Origin of the sequence: Wandonia haliotis (assembly GCF_039523435.1) — a bacterium.
Taxonomy (GTDB): Bacteria; Bacteroidota; Bacteroidia; order Flavobacteriales_D; family Crocinitomicaceae; genus Wandonia; species Wandonia haliotis.
This window is the reverse complement of sequence record NZ_BAAAFH010000011.1, coordinates 440,474-460,769: the sequence shown is the minus strand read 5'-3', so window position 1 is coordinate 460,769 and position 20,296 is coordinate 440,474. Positions and strand designations below refer to the sequence as shown.

The 20,296-nt window shown below is 35.9% G+C and carries 22 protein-coding genes; 2 read left to right on the top strand and 20 right to left on the bottom strand.

What is annotated here, in order from left to right:
- Window positions 1–126: 126 nt before the first annotated feature.
- From ABDZ97_RS10300 to ABDZ97_RS10225, 16 genes are all read right to left on the bottom strand, one after another.
- The gene (locus ABDZ97_RS10300; RefSeq protein ID WP_343787262.1) at window positions 127–879 is read right to left on the bottom strand and encodes a hypothetical protein; all 753 of its coding nucleotides are present in this window, start codon (window positions 877–879) and stop codon (window positions 127–129) included.
- Window positions 880–986: 107 nt separating this feature from the next.
- Window positions 987–1,391: a DUF5958 family protein gene (locus ABDZ97_RS10295; protein ID WP_343787260.1), complete on the bottom strand. Its 405-nt coding sequence runs from the start codon at window positions 1,389–1,391 to the stop codon at window positions 987–989.
- Between the two features lie 113 nt (window positions 1,392–1,504).
- Window positions 1,505–1,627: a hypothetical protein gene (locus ABDZ97_RS10290; protein ID WP_343787258.1), complete on the bottom strand. Its 123-nt coding sequence runs from the start codon at window positions 1,625–1,627 to the stop codon at window positions 1,505–1,507.
- Window positions 1,628–1,756: 129 nt separating this feature from the next.
- Window positions 1,757–2,560, bottom strand: coding sequence for a hypothetical protein (locus ABDZ97_RS10285; RefSeq protein WP_343787257.1), 804 nt, complete (start codon window positions 2,558–2,560; stop codon window positions 1,757–1,759).
- A gap of 152 nt (window positions 2,561–2,712) precedes the next feature.
- Window positions 2,713–3,288: a hypothetical protein gene (locus ABDZ97_RS10280; RefSeq protein ID WP_343787255.1), complete on the bottom strand. Its 576-nt coding sequence runs from the start codon at window positions 3,286–3,288 to the stop codon at window positions 2,713–2,715.
- The gene (locus ABDZ97_RS10275; RefSeq protein WP_343787253.1) at window positions 3,285–3,800 is read right to left on the bottom strand and encodes a DUF6896 domain-containing protein; all 516 of its coding nucleotides are present in this window, start codon (window positions 3,798–3,800) and stop codon (window positions 3,285–3,287) included. The genes ABDZ97_RS10280 and ABDZ97_RS10275 overlap by 4 nt, the downstream gene beginning before the upstream one ends.
- Before the next feature lie 3 nt (window positions 3,801–3,803).
- Complete coding sequence (locus ABDZ97_RS10270; RefSeq protein WP_343787251.1) at window positions 3,804–4,328, bottom strand: hypothetical protein; 525 nt, start codon at window positions 4,326–4,328, stop codon at window positions 3,804–3,806.
- Window positions 4,329–4,365: 37 nt separating this feature from the next.
- A complete protein-coding gene (locus ABDZ97_RS10265) occupies window positions 4,366–5,904 on the bottom strand; it encodes a rhomboid family intramembrane serine protease (protein ID WP_343787249.1) in 1,539 nt (512 codons plus the stop codon).
- Between the two features lie 56 nt (window positions 5,905–5,960).
- Window positions 5,961–6,587, bottom strand: coding sequence for a hypothetical protein (locus tag ABDZ97_RS10260; RefSeq protein WP_343787247.1), 627 nt, complete (start codon window positions 6,585–6,587; stop codon window positions 5,961–5,963).
- Between the two features lie 102 nt (window positions 6,588–6,689).
- The gene (locus ABDZ97_RS10255) at window positions 6,690–8,048 is read right to left on the bottom strand and encodes a S41 family peptidase (protein WP_343787245.1); all 1,359 of its coding nucleotides are present in this window, start codon (window positions 8,046–8,048) and stop codon (window positions 6,690–6,692) included.
- An 87-nt stretch (window positions 8,049–8,135) separates the two neighbouring features.
- Window positions 8,136–8,309: a hypothetical protein gene (locus ABDZ97_RS10250; RefSeq protein ID WP_343787243.1), complete on the bottom strand. Its 174-nt coding sequence runs from the start codon at window positions 8,307–8,309 to the stop codon at window positions 8,136–8,138.
- Window positions 8,306–8,602 carry a type II toxin-antitoxin system RelE/ParE family toxin gene (locus tag ABDZ97_RS10245; protein WP_343787241.1) on the bottom strand — a complete coding sequence of 99 codons (297 nt, stop codon included), beginning with the start codon at window positions 8,600–8,602 and terminating at the stop codon, window positions 8,306–8,308. Before ABDZ97_RS10245 ends, ABDZ97_RS10250 begins: the two co-directional genes overlap by 4 nt.
- Window positions 8,599–8,841, bottom strand: coding sequence for a type II toxin-antitoxin system ParD family antitoxin (locus ABDZ97_RS10240; protein ID WP_343787239.1), 243 nt, complete (start codon window positions 8,839–8,841; stop codon window positions 8,599–8,601). The genes ABDZ97_RS10245 and ABDZ97_RS10240 overlap by 4 nt, the downstream gene beginning before the upstream one ends.
- Window positions 8,842–8,968: 127 nt before the next feature.
- Entirely contained in the window at window positions 8,969–9,382 is a 414-nt protein-coding gene (locus tag ABDZ97_RS10235; RefSeq protein WP_343787237.1) for a hypothetical protein, read from the bottom strand.
- 153 nt (window positions 9,383–9,535) lie between these two features.
- Window positions 9,536–10,165: a hypothetical protein gene (locus tag ABDZ97_RS10230; protein WP_343787235.1), complete on the bottom strand. Its 630-nt coding sequence runs from the start codon at window positions 10,163–10,165 to the stop codon at window positions 9,536–9,538.
- A gap of 428 nt (window positions 10,166–10,593) precedes the next feature.
- Window positions 10,594–11,772, bottom strand: a complete 1,179-nt coding sequence (locus tag ABDZ97_RS10225; protein WP_343787233.1) for a T9SS type A sorting domain-containing protein — start codon at window positions 11,770–11,772, stop codon at window positions 10,594–10,596.
- Between the two features lie 248 nt (window positions 11,773–12,020).
- Between ABDZ97_RS10225 and ABDZ97_RS10220 the strand changes: the two genes are divergently transcribed.
- Window positions 12,021–14,402 (top strand): TonB-dependent receptor, encoded by a 2,382-nt coding sequence (locus ABDZ97_RS10220; protein WP_343787231.1) that lies wholly within the window; start codon window positions 12,021–12,023, stop codon window positions 14,400–14,402.
- A 73-nt stretch (window positions 14,403–14,475) separates the two neighbouring features.
- Here ABDZ97_RS10220 and ABDZ97_RS10215 read toward each other — a convergent pair whose 3' ends face one another.
- A complete protein-coding gene (locus tag ABDZ97_RS10215; RefSeq protein WP_343787229.1) occupies window positions 14,476–16,323 on the bottom strand; it encodes a T9SS type A sorting domain-containing protein in 1,848 nt (615 codons plus the stop codon).
- A 14-nt stretch (window positions 16,324–16,337) separates the two neighbouring features.
- Window positions 16,338–16,787 (bottom strand): hypothetical protein, encoded by a 450-nt coding sequence (locus tag ABDZ97_RS10210; protein ID WP_343787227.1) that lies wholly within the window; start codon window positions 16,785–16,787, stop codon window positions 16,338–16,340.
- A gap of 239 nt (window positions 16,788–17,026) precedes the next feature.
- On the opposite strand from ABDZ97_RS10210, the gene ABDZ97_RS10205 reads away from it, so the two are divergent.
- Window positions 17,027–18,142: a DEAD/DEAH box helicase gene (locus tag ABDZ97_RS10205; protein ID WP_343787225.1), complete on the top strand. Its 1,116-nt coding sequence runs from the start codon at window positions 17,027–17,029 to the stop codon at window positions 18,140–18,142.
- Between the two features lie 34 nt (window positions 18,143–18,176).
- On the opposite strand, the gene holA is transcribed toward ABDZ97_RS10205, so the two are convergent.
- Both holA and ABDZ97_RS10195 read right to left on the bottom strand, forming a co-directional pair.
- Window positions 18,177–19,175 (bottom strand): DNA polymerase III subunit delta, encoded by a 999-nt coding sequence (gene holA / locus ABDZ97_RS10200; RefSeq protein WP_343787223.1) that lies wholly within the window; start codon window positions 19,173–19,175, stop codon window positions 18,177–18,179.
- A 125-nt stretch (window positions 19,176–19,300) separates the two neighbouring features.
- Entirely contained in the window at window positions 19,301–20,260 is a 960-nt protein-coding gene (locus ABDZ97_RS10195; protein ID WP_343787221.1) for a mechanosensitive ion channel family protein, read from the bottom strand.
- Window positions 20,261–20,296: the final 36 nt, after the last annotated feature.

The window sequence follows — 20,296 nt, the reverse complement described above, 5'->3', positions numbered from 1 at the left end:
TGTATAATGTTTTATTCTTCTGGTTTTGTATAAGTCACAATGTCACTGTCCGCCAGGTACAAAGCTTGATTTAACCGCTGAACTGTCACTTTTGGGTAAGTGTTATTATGCCTTCGTTGTTCTTTTTTAGTCATATTTCGAGTAGTTTTTGTTCCAATACTTCTCTATAAATATCCATTTGTCATCGAAGTTTGGTATATGTTTCAAATAAGGAAGTTTTTCAACTAATATTTTTTTACTCTCGTCATTATCTAGTACTTTAAAAAGTTCAATCGTTTGTGGATTGCCTTTTACTTCATAGTCACAACCTTGTCCGTAAATATGTCCAATGTGAACTTTCTCGAAGTTGTCAATGTAAAACAAATCACTTACCCAATTCATATCCGCACAACCCGCCTTATAGTATGAATAGTAATAGTTATTATTTGCTTTGAGTTGTTTAGCTTCAGGAAAATTGGTCAGTCCTTCAACAAACCTAAATTCATTGGTCAATGGGTCAAATAAATATATAAAATGAGTTGGAATATTTCCTATGTAAGCAATCAAGAAGTCATCAAAGTTATCTTGATTATAATCCACAAATTCAAAATATGCTATACCTAATGACTGTAATGTGTCGAGTTTCAATACTTTGTTATTTCTATAAAAAGCCAAGGTAATTTCTTCTTCACTAATGTCTTTGATTAAAAGTCGTATCGAATTTTTGTCTATTGTAAATGCCGTATCAAAATAATGTTTTTGTTCACTTAACTCGTCTCTCACTAATTCATTACTCTTCATTATGTTCTGCTTCGGAACTTCCCTATTGTCTTGTAGTTGTTCACAAGAGTTAAAAAGAGTCAAGAATATTATTATTGCAGTTCCTTTCAATTTTTGCATTGTTGTCATTTTACAATTATGTACAATGGTTTAGTAGTATGCGATGTGGTGTATTCTCTCGGGAAATTTGTACGCCATTTTTTTCAGTATGTTAAGTACATTTCTTTTTAATAAATATTGTGCCATTCGTGATTACATCCATCTTTACATTCAGTATTTCGCCTAATTTGATCCATGTGTTTGAAAATTGAAATTAAAGCAATCATACTCTTTTTATTTTCTTCTTTTGGTAAATTATAGATCTTTTCGAGAGCAATTTTCAATGGTTTGGTTTTCAGTAAAATGATTGGAGTAAAGCTCTGTTTTAAGGGAACTGATGGTATTATACAATTTATTTCATTTTGATTCCAATTTACTTTATCAGGAATTGCCTGTTTTATGTATTCTCCAATATGTCGAATAATCATTTTTTGATCAACTTCATTTTTCGAATCAAACCAAATAAGAAATTTTGTAAGTTCAATTTTTTCTTGAGCATACTTGTTTATGTAAAAATCTTCTTGAGTTAACACGGTTCTGTTTTTTAATTGTACTTAACGGTTTTGGCTAAACAGCGTTTTAATGCCGTTTATACATGATTTTCGGGTGATTTTATTCCTTTATCAATGTGAATTTTGTCTTTTTATTAGCGGTCATAACTCCACTTTTCGTTTTTACCAATTTCCCATTTTAAATCAACAGTCTGATTACTTTTTCCAAATACTGTTATAGCAATCACTGCTAATAAAATGGTTAATCTAAGTTTCATTTTTTCTGTTTGTTTTTTTACTTGTAGTTAATGTTCAAGGCTACGCAACGTAAAGATTAGAAGTATTTCACTGTCTGCCAGGTACAAAGCTTGATTTAACTGCTGAACTGTTACTTTTGGGTAGGTGTATTATTTAAACCAGGTTTCATTTTTGTCAACGTGTTTGCTACCATACGATTCAAGAAAGTACCATTTCCCATTCTTTTTTTCAACAAAAACAAATTCCCGCCATGGATCAGTTCTTGTTTCATAAGAAAATAAATAACAAGCCCTATCTTCTGATGAATTAAAGACTGGTCTGAAAACACGTATCCCTTTCAATAGTATTGATTGGTGCCATAATGAGTCGTGATTTAGCGGAAGAACAGTAGTAAATGAATAGTTTGAACTGCTTAGCTTATTTATATCTATTGGAATATCCTCATTAGAAATTGAATTGATATGCATCTTAATTAGCTCTATGAATTCAAGGTCAATCGGTTTTGAAAGTCCTCGGTACTCGTGATTGGTCTGAAAAACCTCTACTAAGTCTTCATATTCAATTGACCAGGTACTGCTATCCCGTAAATCAAATGTATCAACCCAACCATCACCAAAATTGAAATGTATATAAGTAGGTGAATACTTATATGCGAAAAGCGTATCCGAAAGTTGGATAATTATTTTAGTATTCTTTAGAACTTCAGCTATCGAATCAGCGAGTAGATCTAGTTCGACTCTTAATTGATTAGAATCAGGGGAGATAGAGGTTGTTGAGAGTAACGACTCATAAACTCTTCCGCCTTTTAAATAGCTTACGAAAGAGATAGGATTCGCATCTAACACTTGTGGAAGAGTTTCCTTTATCACCGTAAACTCAAGTTCATTATTTGCTTCTTGTCCCACACTTTGTAGCGAGATTAATAAACAAAATAGTGTCATCCAGTTCTTCATACGATGGTCAATTGTATATAACGTTTTGCATATGGATTGTGGCGGTTTCGAAGTACTTTCCTGTCGACCGAAATCAAAGCTTGCTACGAAGCGAAAACCTTGCAGACAGCCGTTCACCCGCCATAAGCTATATGCGTTGTTGTAGTGCGTTTTTATTCTATCATTTTTATTGCTTGGTCAAAACCTTCACTCAATTGATTGTAAATTTCTTGTACGATTGTCTTATCAAGAACTTTTTTTAGAGTAAGGTCAACAACTTTTCCTTTTAAAAGCTGAAACCAATTTTTCTTTCCTAAATTAAAGTGGTTTTTCAAATCCTCAATTTCTTCAAATATGATTTGTTGTCCGAAACCTTGCTTTTCTAGTTTTTCAAGTATATCGTTGAGTTTATTGTGTAATTCTGATTCTTCTTCAACATTAAACTCATCTTCTCCTTCTGGTTCATATGTGTAAAAGCGATTTATATCATCTATCTCTTGGTCAATTGCAAAAATTCCAATATTACGTTCTTCATCATAACCACAACCATTACAGTTTTTCATATGTTTATCCCTATCTTCAACGCTTTTTCGTCGTATGATTTTCAGAAAATCAAGCTTATCTCTATCTCTGTTAAAGTCATATAATTTTGAGGTAATATGGTCTTTAAGATTTTCAAGCGTATTGGTTTTTCCATTACGATAAAGTCTATCAAAAAATCTGTCAGCTTCTTTTTCTACGATATTCATTTTATTTCCTCTACTTTACCAGTTTTATATAATTCATTGAGCATTGGTTTTAATTCTTGATAATCAATGTGTTTTGTCAGTTCTGAATACTCTTTTGTGCTATCTAAAAATGATTTTAAAAACCAAGCATCAATTTTTCCAAATTTTGGTGGGTTAGTTAGAATAACATCGATATTCTGTTGAGTCTTTTTTTTGTGAAAATGACATTCTCCACCGTGAAATGCGTAATTCACTCTTTCAGAAAGTTTTCCTTTTCTTGGGACTTTTGAATTTTCCTTCCAAATCAGTTCTTCGTACTGTTCTTTGATTGTAATATCATAACCAAATTTGTTTCCTAATCTTTCCATTAGTTCAATTCCCTCATTTCGGTATTCGTTAATCGCTTTGGTTAATATTTCTAAAGTCATTTTCTTAAATGTACTACAACGATTTGCATATGGCTTGTGGCGGTTTCGAAGCACTTTCCTGTCCACCGGAAGCGAAAACCTTGCTGGCAACTGTTCACCCGCCATAAGCTATACGCCTTGTTGTGGTGCGTTTTTTATTTTTTTTATTGTCCATTGAAGTTCGTCTTGTTCCGCACTATACTCATCAATTTCTCCATAATTAGAATACGTTGAAACATTAAAACCTTCTTCAATTTCATTGTACCAAATCACTTTGTTGTCAAAGATTCCGACAACCCAAAATCCATTTCCCTCTTCACCGTATTCGATTTCCTTCCATTTAATAGGGCGGATTGCAATCTTATTCCAAAACTTATTTTCTTTAGTTGTCATTTTAGAAACAGCTGACTCAATTAGTTTTTTGAGTTCAGCGAGAGAAATTGGAGTCCATCGTTTCGACTTAAGTCCATTTACATAATCCGAACTCACTCCATTCCAATAGCATTTTGTGCATCGTCCATTCGAAAAAACGTGATTGCAATTTTCATATCCGTACAAATAATGAGAGCACTCTGGACATAGTTTCATCATTTCTGATGAGTCAGCAAAATACTCACTTTCACATTCATCACATATTTTAATCTCTTGTTTCATTTTAAATGCACCACAAGGGTATGCACTATAGCCGTTGTTAGCTTGCGTTTTTTATTAATTTTTCTTTTTCAATTAGTATCAATATTCCTCCTAGAAAAAAACCACTTATTAGTCCACCAAAATGGGCAGCATTGTCAATACCACCTAAGAACCCGAACAGCAGACTAACTCCTGCATAAAGTCCTAGTAGCATCCAAGTCATTCCACGCATATGTGTCGGATAAATTTTGAAAACAGTAAAAGCCAAAATCAATCCATACAGTCCAAATATTGCACCTGATGCACCTACGCTTACCGTATTCTCGTGCCAATAGATACTTGCGATACTGGCTAGAATACCACAAACTATGAAACTTATAATTAGTTGAGTTCTTCCGAGAATTCCTTCTAACAAACTTGCTCCTAATCCTAAACCGAACAAATTCATAAAAAGGTGCATCAATCCACCGTGGATAAATATCGAAGTAAAAAGTCTCCAATATTCTCCATTCATTACTTCAAACCGTCTATTTCCTCCAATCTCCAATAGTTCTTTAGGTGTCGGTGAGACAATATTCAGTCCTACGAAAATCATTATTACGAAAACAGCAATATTTAATAGAAGTAGGATTGCAGTTGCTTTATTAGATCCTCTCGGGTCTAAAAACTCCAACATATCTTTAAGATCATCTTCTTTTAATGGTGTGCCTTTTTTTAAGTCTCTCAGTTCTTTCTCGTCAATTTTTGGAATAACCACCATTAAGAGTAGTATAAAAGATCCAATTCCAAATGAGCCAAAAATCCAAGAGAAGGTGTTTCCAAGTCTATCTTCAAAAACATCAGTTTTGGGAACAAGAATTAATTGTTCTGATTTTGTTATATTCGGAAATCTTTCTTTGATTGCCTCGATGAATCCATCTCTATCATCCGAGTAGCCAAGTTTTTCAAAGTACTTTACATTTTGAAAATTATAAGTATCAAACTCTTTTTCAGATTTCTCAATGAAACTTCTGTACTCAGAATCTTTTTTGTCATTACTAATTCGATTGCTCAAATTCTTCGAATATTCAACACCGTACCAAACATTGTCGGAATTTTCAAAAGGACAGGCTAGATATAGATAGAAGTTTAGATTGTCATTGTTTCTACCTGAAGTCCTTGCTGTGACATATGGAAGACTTGCATTTTTGTCAACTCTAAATGAGTTGATATTGAAGTACTTTTCATCTCTTTGGCTTTTAGTTTCATCAGCGCTGGTAATGGACACTAAATCAAATGAAGCTTTTTCTATATAAGTCTGACTTACAATTATTGGAACTGCAATAGCGCCTGCCATTGCAAACTGATAAAAGAAATGTCCATTGTCTCTTTTTCCCTTAACATTTAAAATTCTATTCCTACGTCTAAGCCAAATCAAAATCGGTATCCAAGGAAGAGCGAAAGGAATCCAAAAATTAAGCAAGTCCTCTTTTAATAGAAGAACTCCAAGTTTAATATCAAAAGTCCACCTAAATAGATTGTAAAAAAGAATAGTCCCAATTGAGACTAGTAAGAATGGTAGGTATACTTCCTTTAGTTTTATTCCAATGTTGTTCAATGTTCGATCGGTTTTTTAATGCAAGCTAACGGTTTCGCATAAAAGCAGTGGTGGATTTAAGACCACAGACTTTTCCACCAAGACCGACTTTTATTGTTAGTACTAACTTTCGTTTTATCACTTTTACCGCCATTGCTTTTATGCATTGTTGGGCGTTCGTTATTTTTCTTTTTCTGTTCTTCTTGAAGTTCTCTATTCCTTTCTTCCCATCTTAGTTTGTCAATTTCAAAGTGCTTCTTGAATTCGTCAAGCATTTGTTCATACTCAGTTAAATCAAATTCAAGTGGCTGAGTTTTATCAAGCCATTCAACTGTTGAGCCAATTTTATCAGGTTCAAATTCTTCAGTTCGGTCAATCCCTATTTTATTCCACTTAATTGTACCACCGGTGTTTTCAATTTCAGCGTCAATTAGCGTACAGGAAAAATCGCAATCATCTGGACACATTAAAATTGGGCAGATTGTTTTATGTCCGATATCAGGCAAAATTCTATTCCAAACAACTTCACGTTCCTTTTCAATTTCCATCCAAAACAAAAGTGTAGGGACTGTTCCTTTATACATATTCCCTGGATAGAATTCTTCAAGTTTTTCGTCAAGCCAATATCCGTCCACTTGAAAATTCAAGAAGTCATCATAGATTTCATAGTCACTCTTATCTAATATACCTTTTATTGAATTCATTTTCAGTTTCTTCTAATGACGCCCAACGTCTGAATAAAAGTCATGACTTTTATTCCTTTTATAGTTATTGTGCAACTAAATTAATCAATCAAATGGAGATTTTTACTTCAACCAATCTAGTGCATATTCTAGTGCATCTTTATTCGTTTCTATATCTGGATAAACAGGTTCAAAAATAGTGGGATTACCATTTGCTCCAATGTCATAGGTTGAACTTACATAAACATAGTTGCCAGAGTTAGGAAGAGTAAAGTTTATTACTTCTCCAAAGTCATTGGTTAATTCGCCTGTTGCCGATCCTATCAATGTAGTTAGTTGGTATGTTTTTATAGCATCTGCTAAAAAATTAGCACTAGAAAAAGTACTGGAACCAATAAGTACACATGTTTTTCCAGTAAAATAATTTTCAGGTTTTATTGGTTGAACTAATTCTTCGTCAAACGACTCGATAATTGTTTGATTTCCAGATTCATCATATTTTTTTAAAAATTCTTCCCCAAAAATCTCTTCAAATTCGGGGTTGTTTTTGAAAGTAGTTTTGGCTTGATTGCTAACTTTCCAATATCTACCGCTTGATTGTCTATAGGGCTTTGTGGCAATATATGAAAGCAATAAATCATTTAAACTGGAGTTTCCGCCAAGGTTTTCTCTAATATCTATTATGAGTTTGTTAATGTTTTTCTCTTTAATTTCTTTAAATGTTTCGTCCAGAAATTCACTGAAAACATCATAATCTGTGCAGCTATTATATGTAATAAGCCCTATTTCATCTTTGACTATCTTGAAAGTATAGTTTTCTTTTTGCTGATTTTGAGTCAAAAATTCATTTAATTCTGAAACATCTAATCCATCTACTTCAATTTCTTTCTTCTCATTAGCTATTTTTATGCTATATGGTGCTGAAATTTTATCTGTGAAAAATAAATACAGAGGGAATACTTGCTCACAATAAACATTTTTGAAAGTCTCAATTCCTCCTATATAGCTCATACACTCTTTGTATAATTCATTCACGTCTATTCCGTTTATGGATATAATACGCGTGCCTTTTTCTATGTCTTGAATCGCAGAACGAGAAACGATTAAATAGGAGTTTTCGTTTGATAGCTTACCTGTAAAAGGAATGAATTTTTGAGACATTAATTCTTGAAAAATGTCATTGTTTTGCCAGTCCATTGTGGTATGTCCGCCGCTCATTAGGGCGGTTAGTTTCATTCCTGTTGCTACAAAAGTTTTAATAGAAACGGAATCTTTAGTAAAGTTACCTAATAATTCATTTTTCTTTTGAGTAAACAGTTCTTTATCTATTTTAAAGTAAGGATTGTAGTGAATTTCCTCAATATTTTTAATCATATAATGAATATCAGCTATTGCTTTTTCCGTTGGAAGATAAGCCTTGCTTTGACTCGTTCCAATGGTTGCTGTTAGGGTGAAAATTATACTTATGAATATTGTTCTCATTCGATTTTTTTTATTGGTGTGTAATGGTTTGGCTATACGCAGTGTCCTGAAGGGCATGTTTTTATAGCGATTGTTGGTAGCTGGTTTTTATTTTTCATCATCTGGTTTCCAGTTTGGATTATAGTTATTTAGTCCTTTTAATACATTTCCAACATCTACTGTCATTGTCGCCCCGTCATTATGTGAACCTAGGTCAAAACACAATTCAAATGCAATAATCAATTCAATTCTCTCTTCTTTATTTGCTGTTACAGGCATCATTCAATCCAATCTTCAATGTTCACACTTTGATGTAAAATTCTAATAACTTCCAATTTTTGGTCATCCACAATTTTATAAAATATTATGTGTGATTTTACGAAAGACACCCTGTATTCTGGGCGTATGTGCTCTGCGGATTTACCAGAATAATAGTTTTGGGTTAAAAAACTAATTTCATCAATAATTAAGGAGTAATACCTATTAGCTTGTTCTTTTGAATTTATGGTGTAAAGCCATATCTTTTCTAAGTCCGAATATGCTTCGGAACTAATTCTCAGCGCTAATTTTTTCATTTGTATTTTTTATGAAGCGCTTTTAAATGTTCTTCTGGATCAAAATCTTCAACCCATCCGCTTTGTTCACCAAGTATTAGAGCATCTCTTAATTCATTAATTTTTCGCTCTTCACTTTCAAGAAGTCGTAAAGCTGCTCGGATAACTTCACTCACTGAGCCATAACGCCCAGACTTAATTTCTTTATTAATGAAATCTTCGAAGTGATCGCCAAGTGAGATAGATGTGTTACGTCCCATAGTCTGCTTTTTTGATTAAAATTACCAAAAATTGGTAACAGATGCAAGTTGGGGTACTTTATTTAGTTGCCTACCGGTCAAATGTAAAAAGTCGTTTTAATGCTTTTTACATAGTGTTAGCAACATTTTAAATATCAATATTAATCATTCTCACAATCTTGACTTCTCCTCCTTCGTTGTCGGCAAATTTCGTCCCACAATCATCGGCTAAAAAGCTGATTCCACTTTTCCAAACAATTGACCAATATGGGCTTGAATCATCTCCTTCATCTGATCCATCGCAAATTGTGTTACAATTTAATTCTATTGAAATATATTTAGCGAGTTTCATGCATTTATTGTAAACATCAACGTCATTAGATTTTATGTATGTTATTACTAGGGGGAATTCACTTGAATTATGGTCAATTTCGAAGCACTCATATTCCATATCAAGCTCAGTAATATCATTCAATAATTTCACATTATCAGAATTAAAATAGCTTTGAAGGACTTTTTTAATTGTTTCGCTTTTATACTCCTTTGATATTCCAATCCACATATGGTTGATTCATTGTTGCCAACGGTTTGTGTAAAAAATTGGCGCGTTTAAAAGTAATTAATTGTCGGCTGAAACCAAAGCTGGCCGAAAAACCTAAACCTCTCGGATGACCGTCAACCCGCGCTATTTTTTACATTTTGTTGGCAGTAGTATTTATTTACTTCTATACGTTTCAGAGATATAAGTATCCGTTTCGAGAATTATATTTTTGAAAGACAATGAATAGTAGTCTACTTGTTTATTGCTGTCAAGGGTAACCCACCCAACAATCTCTTCTTTTTCAGATAGAAGGTTATAATCATTTAGATATCTGAATTGCAATTGTATTCTCAGAGTGTCAAATGGATTTGTATTATTTTTTTCAAAGTCAAAAATTTTAAAATCTGTTGGCTCTGAAATGATATGAAACTCTTGACTTCCAGGAGGTAATATTACTGGGTCATTCAATTTTGAACGAAATCCCAGATGATTCTTGGGTCGTTCAACATTTGAATCTGAAAAATACCATACTTCAGCCTTCAAAATGGTTCCATCTTGATTTCCTTTGTTATGGTAAATAATGTGAAGTCGTAAAGAATCATTTTCGTATCCACCACTTATAAAACTGGCATTCAAGTCGTAATGATAATAGAAAAATTGAAAGTAGAGTGCAACTATTGAAATTATCAAAGCAAGAAAAGAAATAAAATTTCCACTTCCTCCTTTCTTTTCGTTAGTTTCCTGTGTTGAGTTTTTCTCAACCCTACGAAGAGCTCGTATTATGCCATGACTGTTCTGTCTCATTTATATTACTGCCAACTAGTTTATACATCCAATTTAACCATACACTATCGTCTACAATATGGAAACATTGTACAGTTTTACTGAATATTACATTGTGAAATTAATGAAATGTTTTTGATTTACAAATCATCAAATGGACTTTGAATACTTGAAAATGTGATCATTATGTCTGTTTCCGGTGTTTTACTACTGCTGTGGCCTAAAAGGGTTTGAATATACCATAAATCAGTTTTGCTTTCCAGGAATGGTGGTACGGAACGATGTAGTAGTGTATGCATAGTCAATAACTCAGAGAAATTTACTATCCAAAAGCAGTTGCTTTTTTTAGGTGGTTGAGTTCTGCAAAACCATATTACGTGAAAGCGGGAGATCCTTTACAGACCTCCCGCTTTTCTATAAGTTCTATCGAACACTAGTAAAACTCAATACTATTTTCGTACGATAATTTTCTTTTGAAGTAAACTTCCTTCAACGGAAACAGATAAAATATAAATTCCATTGTTCAGGTTTTGTACATCCAATTCAATTGATGAAGACTGGACACTTACGGAGTGAACAATTCTTCCGTTCAGATCAAGAATCTGAATCTCCTGCATAGTGAGATTACCCAAATCTACTTTTAAGCTACCATTAGTAGGGTTCGGATATATAGTGAGCAATTCACTGGATAATTCTTCAATACTCAGGAAAGCATCAGAACCATCACAATCCTGATCAATACCATCGTCAGGTATTTCAACTGCGCCCGGATAAATAGTAGGATCAGAATCATCACAATCCAAACTGTTATTTACAAAACCTGTTGGAGGTGTGCAGGCTTGAATGGTAGAATTAATATCCCCGTATCCGTCATTATCCGCATCCTGGTAAAAAGTAGTTCCCGCGTTATAAACATTTACGGTTACAATCATGCTGTCAGCAGCCGGAGCAATAGCGGCTCCTTCTTGTTTGGAAACAACATATTTAATTTCATGCGTTCCGGGTCCTGCAGTAGAAGGGTTGAAAGTTGTCCCCGTTATTCCCGGACCTGAAAGTGTTCCTCCTGCTGTACCTGTAATACTCAGGTTTACAGGTCCGTCTGTAACACAGTACTCCGAACTTAACCCACTAAAAGTAGCAACAGGCTTAACGGTCATCCATAATACATAGCTCGCCTCATTATCATTGATGGGAGCAGGTATTGCACCGCATAATTGCACATCAGCCAAAAATGTCATAGTAAGATTAAAAACACCTATTTCTGTTGGTGTTCCACTGACTGCAAGACAGCCAAGCGTATTTGAACTCCCTGACTGATAGGATGATTGATTGGTTTGGCCGGATACCCCATTAGGAAAACCGGAATATGAAAAATTATCAATATTGGTAATTTTTATTTCCACACCCGCCTGACCGGGATCAATCATTCCGGCATCAAAACAATTGGGAGTAAGTACAAAAGATTCAAAATCAGAGTAGGATTGGTTGACGGTTCCATCCAGCATCATGGTATCACAAACACCACCGTATGCCTGAAGCGTAGCCGAGCAGTCAACAGGCGTACATTGAGCAAATGTTTGGTTAATACCGAAAAAAGCAATCGATACGGGTAGTAATAGTTTCTTCATAATTTCTAATCATTAATTCACTCAAATATATTCTTTTTTTAATTCTGTGAGAAAAAATAGTTTCCTTTTCAACCTGATCCTCTTCTACAGGATGTGAAAAGATTTATTTTGGCAGGTCAATGGGAATCGATTTGTTTTTTAGAAATAATATGTATTTTGGTGACGACTTATTATGAAAGAATCGGATTAAACTATTGTTAATTGAGCTGTTGTATGATAGAGCAATTAATGCTATACTATGAAACTTTATGAAAAAAACTTTACTGGCTTGTGTACTGGGTATGTCTTCTTTTTGTTTTCATGCCCAAAATATTACGGGGAAAGTTATTGATGCGAAAAACAATGAACCGGTTGTTGGAGCTCGCATGGAAATTACTAATGGAGCGAAAGCTATTACTGATTTTGACGGGAATTTTAAATTGAATAGTTCTACTTTTCCTGTTCAATTGATTACAAGCTATATTGGCTATGAAACTGATACAACTCTTGTGGAGAAACCATCAGCAATCACTATTCGCCTGAAATCATCGGACCGCATATTATCTACGGTTGTAGTGTCTGCCGGAAGAAGAGAACAGGAATTGGAAGAAGTTCCCATCTCTATGGAGATTATTAAGGCTGATCTGATTGAAAGTAAGGGGTTTGTGGACCTGGAAGGAGCTGTTGATCAAAGCCCCGGAGTATATGCTATGGATGGACAAATCAGTATAAGGGGAGGCAGTGGATTTGCTTATGGTGTTGGGTCGCGTGTGATGTTGTTGTGGGAGGGAATGCCATTGTTAACAGGGGACGTTGGTGATATAAAATTTAATGCCATTCCGATTGAAAATGTTTCTCAGATCGAAGTGATAAAAGGAGCATCTTCTGTATTGTACGGGAGTGGCGCACTCAATGGCGTTGTTTCTTTATCGGAACGGGAACCGTCTGTAGATGGTGAGCTACGGGTAAAGTTACAGGGAGGAGTTTATGATAATCCAAAGCGAAGTAGTTTGAAATGGTGGTCGAAGAACCCAATGCTAGGGTTTGCTGATGTCTATTATGGGAAAATGTACAAGCGATTTGGATTTACCGTTGCCGGACATGGTTTTTCAGACCAGGGATACCGGGAGGGAGAAACACAGGCTCGCGGAAGAATCAGCGGGACTTTTTTTTACAGACCTCAGAAGGTAAAAGGACTAAAAGCAGGAGTAGGGTATAATTTCCAATGGGTGAAATCAGGTTTGTATATCATTTGGGAAAATGACTCTCTAGCCTATACACCGAGTGGAGGAGGGGACTATACGGATTCCAATTCAACCGTTATTTTAAACAGAGGATACCGATTGAATGTAGATCCTTATGTAAAGTATATTGATAAAAAAGGAAATACACATAATCTTCGTACCCGTGTGTATTATATCGATAATCAAACCGTAAATAACCCGGACCAGGATAACGGATCCGTTACCTATTTTGCCGATTATCAGTTTCAAAATAAAAACAAATGGGGAGGAGTGTTAACGACGGGAATTTCAAATACGTATGTTACGGTAAAAGCGAATCTGTTTGGAACAAATACATCTATTAATCCGGCTGTCTATTTACAGTATGAACAAAGATTATGGAAAAAACTTATACTTACCGGGGGAATAAGAGGGGAGTTCTTCGAACAAAATAAACGACAGGGGGACTCGTACTACTATTTTGGGAAAAATGATAAATACAAATCACCTATCTATCCGATTGTACGGGCAGCAGCTAACTATCAGTTGTTCAAAGGTACATTTTTGCGGACTTCTTTTGGTCAGGGAGTTCGTTATCCTTCTGTTGCAGAAAGGTATACGTTTACCAATGTGGGGGCATTAAATATTTTTCCAAATCCAAATCTGAATCGTGAAACAGGATGGGCTGCAGAGATTGGGGCAAGGCAAGTTTTTCGTATTGGTAAATGGAAAGGAATGCTAGATGTGGCAGGTTTCATCAATCAATACGACGATATGATTGAATTTGCATTTGGAATATTCAATCCAAAGACCTACCAGCCAATTGATATAAATAATCCGGATGATTTGAATGAGTACTTTGACTTATTAAATGAGGGGTATTCGGTTGCCCAGTTATTAGGATTTCAGGCACAGAATGCCGAAAAGGCAAAAATAACCGGATTTGAGGTTTCCTTTAATAGTGAAGGAAAAATTGGTGACGTAGATCTTATTGCCCTGGTGGGATATACGTATATGAATCCAATCAGTCTCAATGATAATGCCGAGTACCGATCTACTTTTTCGGATACGACTACAAATATTCTTAAATACAGATTCAAGCATCTAATAAAAGGAGATGTTGAAGGTCGCTATAAGGGATTCAAATTAGGTGTATCATGTCGTTATAACAGTCACGTCCGGAATATTGACCGGGTGTTTGAAGAAAACATTGCAGGAACAGAAATTCTTCCCGGATTAAAAGGGTATCGTGAGCGTAATCAAAAGGGAGGTCTGGCATTTGATATGCGTGTGGGGTACGCTTATAAAGAGCGTTATCACATCAATTTCATGGTAAATAATGTGTTTAATGAGGAAATAATGACGCGTCCGGGAGATATTCAGGCTCCCCGTCACTTTATGTTACAATTAATGTACACCTTAAAGTGATAGAACTAATCAGGTAAGAAAAACGGGGTATGGAATTTTCCATACCCCGTTTTCATATATCAGAAATTAGCGACTATTCAACAATTAGCTTTCGAACTTCTTCGCTGCCGTCTTCATAGATAATGATTACATTATAAATACCTTCCGCATTTTTAGCTAGTTCAGCTTTAAAGAAAGTGTCTGTTTTCTGAATGATCTGAACAAGTATTTTACGACCTGCAATATCAGAAATCAGTACATCCTTTATTGTTTTACCGGAGCTGGCTATAGTAAATCCACCGTGTGAAGGAACAGGGTAAAGATCTGTACTGTTATTCTCTTTTGATCGGTTTATTGATCGGATCGGAGAAAACTGGAATGCTCCGTCAAAATCGACTTGTTTGAATCGGTAATACGAAATACCACTTTCAATTATTCGATCTTCGAAGTAGTAAATGTGTTCAGCATTTGAAGTACCATTACCATCAACAAAACCAATAGTTTCCCATAATTCACCATCCAAAGAACGTTGAACAATAAAATAGTCATTATTCAGCTCTGTTTTGGTCCTCCAGGACAACAAGTTGTGATTTTCTAATTTTGAAACTTCAAAATTAACCAGTTCAACAGGTAGCGGTACAATTGAGCAGTCCGTTGCTGCGGAGTTGGATGCGGCTTCGTTAACAAAAATAGTTTGAACAACATCAGCATAGTTTGTTACCAATAATACATAAACCTCTCCTACAGAAACTCCACTAACAAATGCCTGTTCTGTTTCAGATATAGAGAAGCTACAATCTACGGGAGTAGTATAAGAACCACAGTTTGCCTGTGCGTTAGTCAGATCAGTGAAAGGTCCCCAAATTGCATAATCCACATCATCAGCGGCAGTGATGTCAATCACAAGATCTCCCGCCTGAGATATTTCAAGGTAATACCAACTGGGGTTGGGTTGAGAATCCAGACAGTCATAATTATTTCCGGGTTCCGCTTCACTTCCGTCAGCAGCAGCCGTAAATGCAATAGGAGAACCTGAACAAATCGGATCCATTGCTCCGCATGTTACATTCGTAGGAACAATAGGACATGTAATGGTGCTGATTGTAATATCAAATGGGGTACATTGCGGAGAAGGCCAGGTGGATACTGTGAGGTAGTATGTTTGCCCGGCTGTGATTGAAAGACTTACCAGAGTAGGATTTCCGGCACTATTAGTCACCGAACCTAAACAGGTTGCTGTAGGGCTTGAAGGACATTCATCCGTAGCAAATATACCTGTATAAGTATCCGTATTTGTCAAACTGATAGATACGCACCCTGTTGTTGTGGGTGTATATTCAATTACAAAATCATCTCCGTTCATGTAACTATCTTCACAAACATCTGAAGAGGAGAAATCATCCCCGGCACCACAAGTTGTAAGCCCTGTTTGTGAGAAGTTTGTCGTGGAAACCGTCAGGTTATTACAAATACTGACAGGAGCAGAACTATACACACAGATTGTACCATTCATAGTTTGATTACTGCCATTTCTCTGAACACGTACCATGTATACCTGTCCCGGAGTCGTTGCGTAAGTAATTGTTTCGCTCGCTCCGTTTCCTCCGGAGTTTGAACAGGTTAACGCACTCATTCCGGTCGAACATGATCCTGTGAAAAGATGTAGAATAGCATCGTGTCCTGTGTTATCTGGTGTAAATGTGATGGTTGTTGAACTGGATGTTGCTGTGAACCATCCCCAGGCATCATCATTATTAGAACCGCTACATCCGGAAGCCGAATTCCAGTATTTTGTATTATTCGAGGAATTGAATGTTACAGGGGAACAGGAAGTTCCTACCGTTAATTCTCCTGCCCCTGAAGTGACACAGTCATTACTTTGTGAATAGATGGATGAAATAGAAAATAATATCGCACAAGCGATAAGTGTTGCTTTTTTCATTTTAGGTTAAAATTTTAAAGTCCAAATCTGTTAATATCATCTAAAGTGATCTCGTCACCGGAAAGAATCAGGCATTGAGAACATTCCTGATAAAATTCAATCTCCTCCGCGGACATTTTACGTAACTCCGAGTTGCGAATGATTTTAACGTCAGGATGATTCTTTATCCAATCTTTGATAACAGCATCGGTAATATTGCTTTTTTCATTGGTAATTCCGGAAATTCCTTTTTTTGCAGCATAGGTATTGATATCTGCAATCGTAATTTCATTCTGGAATATGATCAGAGGTCTGGTCTTGAAGAAAGCTGTTTGTTGATCATTAAATGAATCCCATCTTTCCTGGGAAATGGCTTCAACTTCGGGATGAAGGTTTAACCAATTGACAATTTCAGGCGATTGTGCGCTTGAAGGGAGTGCCTTTAGCCCAATAAAGGCTAAAACCACCATAATTTTTGTTTTCATAATTAATTTAATACTACTGGTTCGAGGAGCAATTTACACTAATTAATAGTACGGCAAAAATTTTTTAACAGGAAAATGACTATTTAGTGATAAAAAAAAATAAGCGAAAGAAAGGTGTGACCAGAAAGGGCTTTTAACTAAAAACTCCTCAGGTTCGAAATCAATTTGTAATTGAAAGGTACTATCCTTTTGAGGTCACGTTTTCTGACTATCTTTGGCACAAATTATTTAGCAATAGCATGTCGACGTTTCAGGAACTTGGTGTATCGGATAAAATTTGTAGAGGATTATCGGAGTTGGGGATTCATACTCCTACAGAGATTCAGGAAAAGTCACTTCCTGTTTTGATTCATCAAAAAACGGATTTTGTCGGACAGGCACAAACCGGAACCGGTAAAACGGTTGCTTTTGTTGTTCCGGTTCTCGAAAGAGTCGATCCGGCTAATAAACGTATTCAGGCGGTTATTTTATGTCCCACGAGGGAGTTGTGCAAACAAAACGCGAAGGCCGTTTTTAAATATTCGAAGTATTGTTCGAAAGTTTTTGTTGAATCGGTTTACGGCGGGGAAGATATTCAGGTACAGATACAGCAACTATCACGTCCCACACAAGTATTGGTTGCCACACCCGGAAGGTTGGTGGAATTGATGAATAAAGGCGTAGTAGATCTTTCCGGAATTCATCAGTTTATATTGGATGAAGCGGATGAAATTCTGGCAATGGGATTTAAAAAGGAAATTGACAGAATTTTGACCAAAACAAATGATTTTCGTAAGATCTGGCTTTTTTCAGCAACGATTCCCCATGGTTTACAGGAGGTAATTTCTACGTATATGGCGAAAGGAGCTCCTTCTGTACGTGTAGGAAGCAAAGCGGAAGTCATAAACCCGTTAATAGAACACCAGTATATTCTTTGTGAGAAACATGAAAAGTCATACATGTTGACTGCTTTTCTTAAAGCAATGGGAAATGCCCGGGGTATTATTTTTGTCCGGACAAAAGGAGATGCGAAAACTGTCAACGAAATGTTAGTGGCTAAGGGGTTTGAAGCGGATCAATTACATGGCGATCTTACACAAAAGGAGCGGGACAAAGTGATGAGAGGGTTTGTGGCAAAGAAATTCAGGCTACTCGTAGCAACAGATATGGCTGCCCGGGGACTTGATATTGATAACCTGGCTTTTGTTGTTCATTACAATTTACCTGATCAGGCAGAGTTTTATACACATCGAAGTGGAAGGACAGCACGCGCAGGAAAACGCGGGATTTCAATTGCTTTTGTGACTCCCCAGGATATGAGAAAGTTTAAGTTTTTACAGGAGAAACTGGTGATCGATTTTATTCAGGTTACCTGATAGAGAAATAACTGTTCCGGATTTATACAGATAATCAGTGTGTAAGCAGATAGACCAGCTCTTTCAGTAGTTCTCCCTGAGAGGTGTTTCCTGCACCTAATCCTTTGGATTTAAGATCATATTCCCGTAAAAAGCTAATATTCTGCGCGATTTTCTTCGGAGGAAATAGCTTTGAATAACGAATTTGCTCCTTGGCAACAAAATTCGGCACCTTTAGATTCATGGCTACGTTATCAGGAGATTTGTTCGCCAGAAAGTGAATCATCATAAGACGCTGGAAAAAAGTAAAAAGATTCGGAATAATCACTACAATATTGGCTGCTTTCGGATTCTGTTCGAAATACTGAATGATTTTATTCGCTTTAAGAATGTTTAATTCTCCGATAGCATTAACCAACTCAAATACATTATAATCTTTACTGATTCCAATATTCTCTTCGATATGAACGTCGTTTATTTTGGTTCCTTTCTCAAGAAGGATCGAGAGTTTATCCAGTTCGTTGATTATTTTTCCGAGGTTATTCCCTAGAAACTCGGCTAACAGACTGGCAGCTTTATCCGTTATTCCGTATCCTATTTCCTGTACATATTTGGTAATCCAGGAAGTAAGCTGGTAATCCCGTACCTTTTCACTTAAAAACGTGACATTCTCTTTTCCTAAAGCTTTGAATGCTTTTTTTCTGGAATCAAATTTCTTGTATTTATGACAGATAACCAGAAGAGTAGAGGGTTGCGGAGAGGCAAAATAAGACTCAAAAGCATCCCAGTTTCTGATGTCCTGTGCTTCCCGAATAATAACCACCTGTCTGTCGGACATCATTGGGAATTGTTTGGCGAGACTGACAATCTGATACGGATCACAATCTTTCCCGTAAACAACTGTCTGATTGAAGTCACGTTCACTTTCATCCAGTACTTCTTCGGCAATTACTTTGCTGATCGCATCTATAAAATAAGGTTCTTCCCCATGCAGAAAATATACCGGGCGATACTTTTTATCTCTTATTTCTTTGATGACAGCTTTATAGTCCATAGAACCAAAATTCGTGTTACAAATATAACCAAAGAATGGAGGAATTGCGAGAGAGGAGTAGTGAAAAAGAAAAAGGTTGTGAATCGTTCACAACCTTTTCTGTTATCTTTTTATAATAGTCACCATTATTTGGTTTCCTGGTGAAGATGTACATCCATTTGAGGAAAAGGGATGCTGAGTCCTTTTTCAGGGAATTCATTGTAAACACGTTCGTTCATATCGAAGAATATATCCCAATAGTCTTCAGTTTTAGCCCAAACTCTTACCGTAATATTTACCGAACTATCTCCTAATGACCCTAACCCTATAAAAGGTTCCGGATCCTTTAATATTCTTTTATCTTCTTTTATAAATTGTAACAACGTATCGCGAGCAATCTTAAAATTGTCTCCATACGCAATACCGAAACTGAAATCAACGCGTCGTATATTCTCCATCGTAAAATTGGTAATATTCCCATTGGCTATTGGACCATTAGGAAGAATAATACGTTTGTTATCCGTTGTATTCATGATCGTGTGGAAAATCTGGATTTCTTTGACAGTTCCTGTCTCTCCCTGCATCTGAACAAAATCACCTACGCGGTACGGTTTGAAAAGTAGTATGATTACTCCTCCTGCAAAATTTGAAAGAGTTCCCGAAAATGCCATACCAATGGCAAGTCCAGCGGCTCCTAAAAGAGCAACAAAGGAAGTCATTTCAATTCCTAACTGGTATAATGCAGTAATAATTACCAGAACTTTTATTGCACCAGTAATAAGGCTTTTTAAGAAAGAGCGTAAAGATGGTTCAAGGTTTCTGCGTTCGAACACACGGGAAACTCCTTTTTTAACCTGATTAGCAATCCAGAAACCGATAACAAAGATCAGAATAGCTGTTCCTAAACGAATTCCGAAATCGATAATATAGTCTTTTGCTTCTAACCAGAATCCCGGTGACATAAGTTCTACCGGATTTTCGAGAACTTTAAGAACTTTTGGAATACTGTCGGCGGGAGATGCCTGTACAGCAGTATCATTAATTGCCTGAACAGTATCAGCTACCTGACTGATAGAATCCTGAATTGTGTCTTGTGTATTTGGCATAATCGTTATTTTTACGCAAAAGTAGCTGCTTAAAGC

What these genes read in the sequence shown, in the direction of transcription:
- ABDZ97_RS10260 (WP_343787247.1), bottom strand. Translation starts at nt 6,587, where the DNA reads ATGAATTCAATAAAAGGTATATTAGATAAGAGTGACTATGAAATCTAT.
- ABDZ97_RS10220 (WP_343787231.1), top strand. Translation starts at nt 12,021, where the DNA reads ATGAAAAAAACTTTACTGGCTTGTGTACTGGGTATGTCTTCTTTTTGT.
- ABDZ97_RS10245 (WP_343787241.1), bottom strand. Translation starts at nt 8,602, where the DNA reads ATGAAAAAATTAGCGCTGAGAATTAGTTCCGAAGCATATTCGGACTTA.
- ABDZ97_RS10280 (WP_343787255.1), bottom strand. Translation starts at nt 3,288, where the DNA reads ATGAATATCGTAGAAAAAGAAGCTGACAGATTTTTTGATAGACTTTAT.
- ABDZ97_RS10300 (WP_343787262.1), bottom strand. Translation starts at nt 879, where the DNA reads ATGCAAAAATTGAAAGGAACTGCAATAATAATATTCTTGACTCTTTTT.
- ABDZ97_RS10270 (WP_343787251.1), bottom strand. Translation starts at nt 4,328, where the DNA reads ATGAAACAAGAGATTAAAATATGTGATGAATGTGAAAGTGAGTATTTT.
- ABDZ97_RS10290 (WP_343787258.1), bottom strand. Translation starts at nt 1,627, where the DNA reads ATGAAACTTAGATTAACCATTTTATTAGCAGTGATTGCTATAACAGTA.
- ABDZ97_RS10285 (WP_343787257.1), bottom strand. Translation starts at nt 2,560, where the DNA reads ATGAAGAACTGGATGACACTATTTTGTTTATTAATCTCGCTACAAAGT.
- ABDZ97_RS10235 (WP_343787237.1), bottom strand. Translation starts at nt 9,382, where the DNA reads ATGTGGATTGGAATATCAAAGGAGTATAAAAGCGAAACAATTAAAAAA.
- ABDZ97_RS10215 (WP_343787229.1), bottom strand. Translation starts at nt 16,323, where the DNA reads ATGAAAAAAGCAACACTTATCGCTTGTGCGATATTATTTTCTATTTCA.
- ABDZ97_RS10225 (WP_343787233.1), bottom strand. Translation starts at nt 11,772, where the DNA reads ATGAAGAAACTATTACTACCCGTATCGATTGCTTTTTTCGGTATTAAC.
- ABDZ97_RS10250 (WP_343787243.1), bottom strand. Translation starts at nt 8,309, where the DNA reads ATGATGCCTGTAACAGCAAATAAAGAAGAGAGAATTGAATTGATTATT.
- ABDZ97_RS10205 (WP_343787225.1), top strand. Translation starts at nt 17,027, where the DNA reads ATGTCGACGTTTCAGGAACTTGGTGTATCGGATAAAATTTGTAGAGGA.
- ABDZ97_RS10255 (WP_343787245.1), bottom strand. Translation starts at nt 8,048, where the DNA reads ATGAGAACAATATTCATAAGTATAATTTTCACCCTAACAGCAACCATT.
- holA (WP_343787223.1), bottom strand. Translation starts at nt 19,175, where the DNA reads ATGGACTATAAAGCTGTCATCAAAGAAATAAGAGATAAAAAGTATCGC.
- ABDZ97_RS10240 (WP_343787239.1), bottom strand. Translation starts at nt 8,841, where the DNA reads ATGGGACGTAACACATCTATCTCACTTGGCGATCACTTCGAAGATTTC.
- ABDZ97_RS10195 (WP_343787221.1), bottom strand. Translation starts at nt 20,260, where the DNA reads ATGCCAAATACACAAGACACAATTCAGGATTCTATCAGTCAGGTAGCT.
- ABDZ97_RS10230 (WP_343787235.1), bottom strand. Translation starts at nt 10,165, where the DNA reads ATGAGACAGAACAGTCATGGCATAATACGAGCTCTTCGTAGGGTTGAG.
- ABDZ97_RS10210 (WP_343787227.1), bottom strand. Translation starts at nt 16,787, where the DNA reads ATGAAAACAAAAATTATGGTGGTTTTAGCCTTTATTGGGCTAAAGGCA.
- ABDZ97_RS10275 (WP_343787253.1), bottom strand. Translation starts at nt 3,800, where the DNA reads ATGGCGGGTGAACAGTTGCCAGCAAGGTTTTCGCTTCCGGTGGACAGG.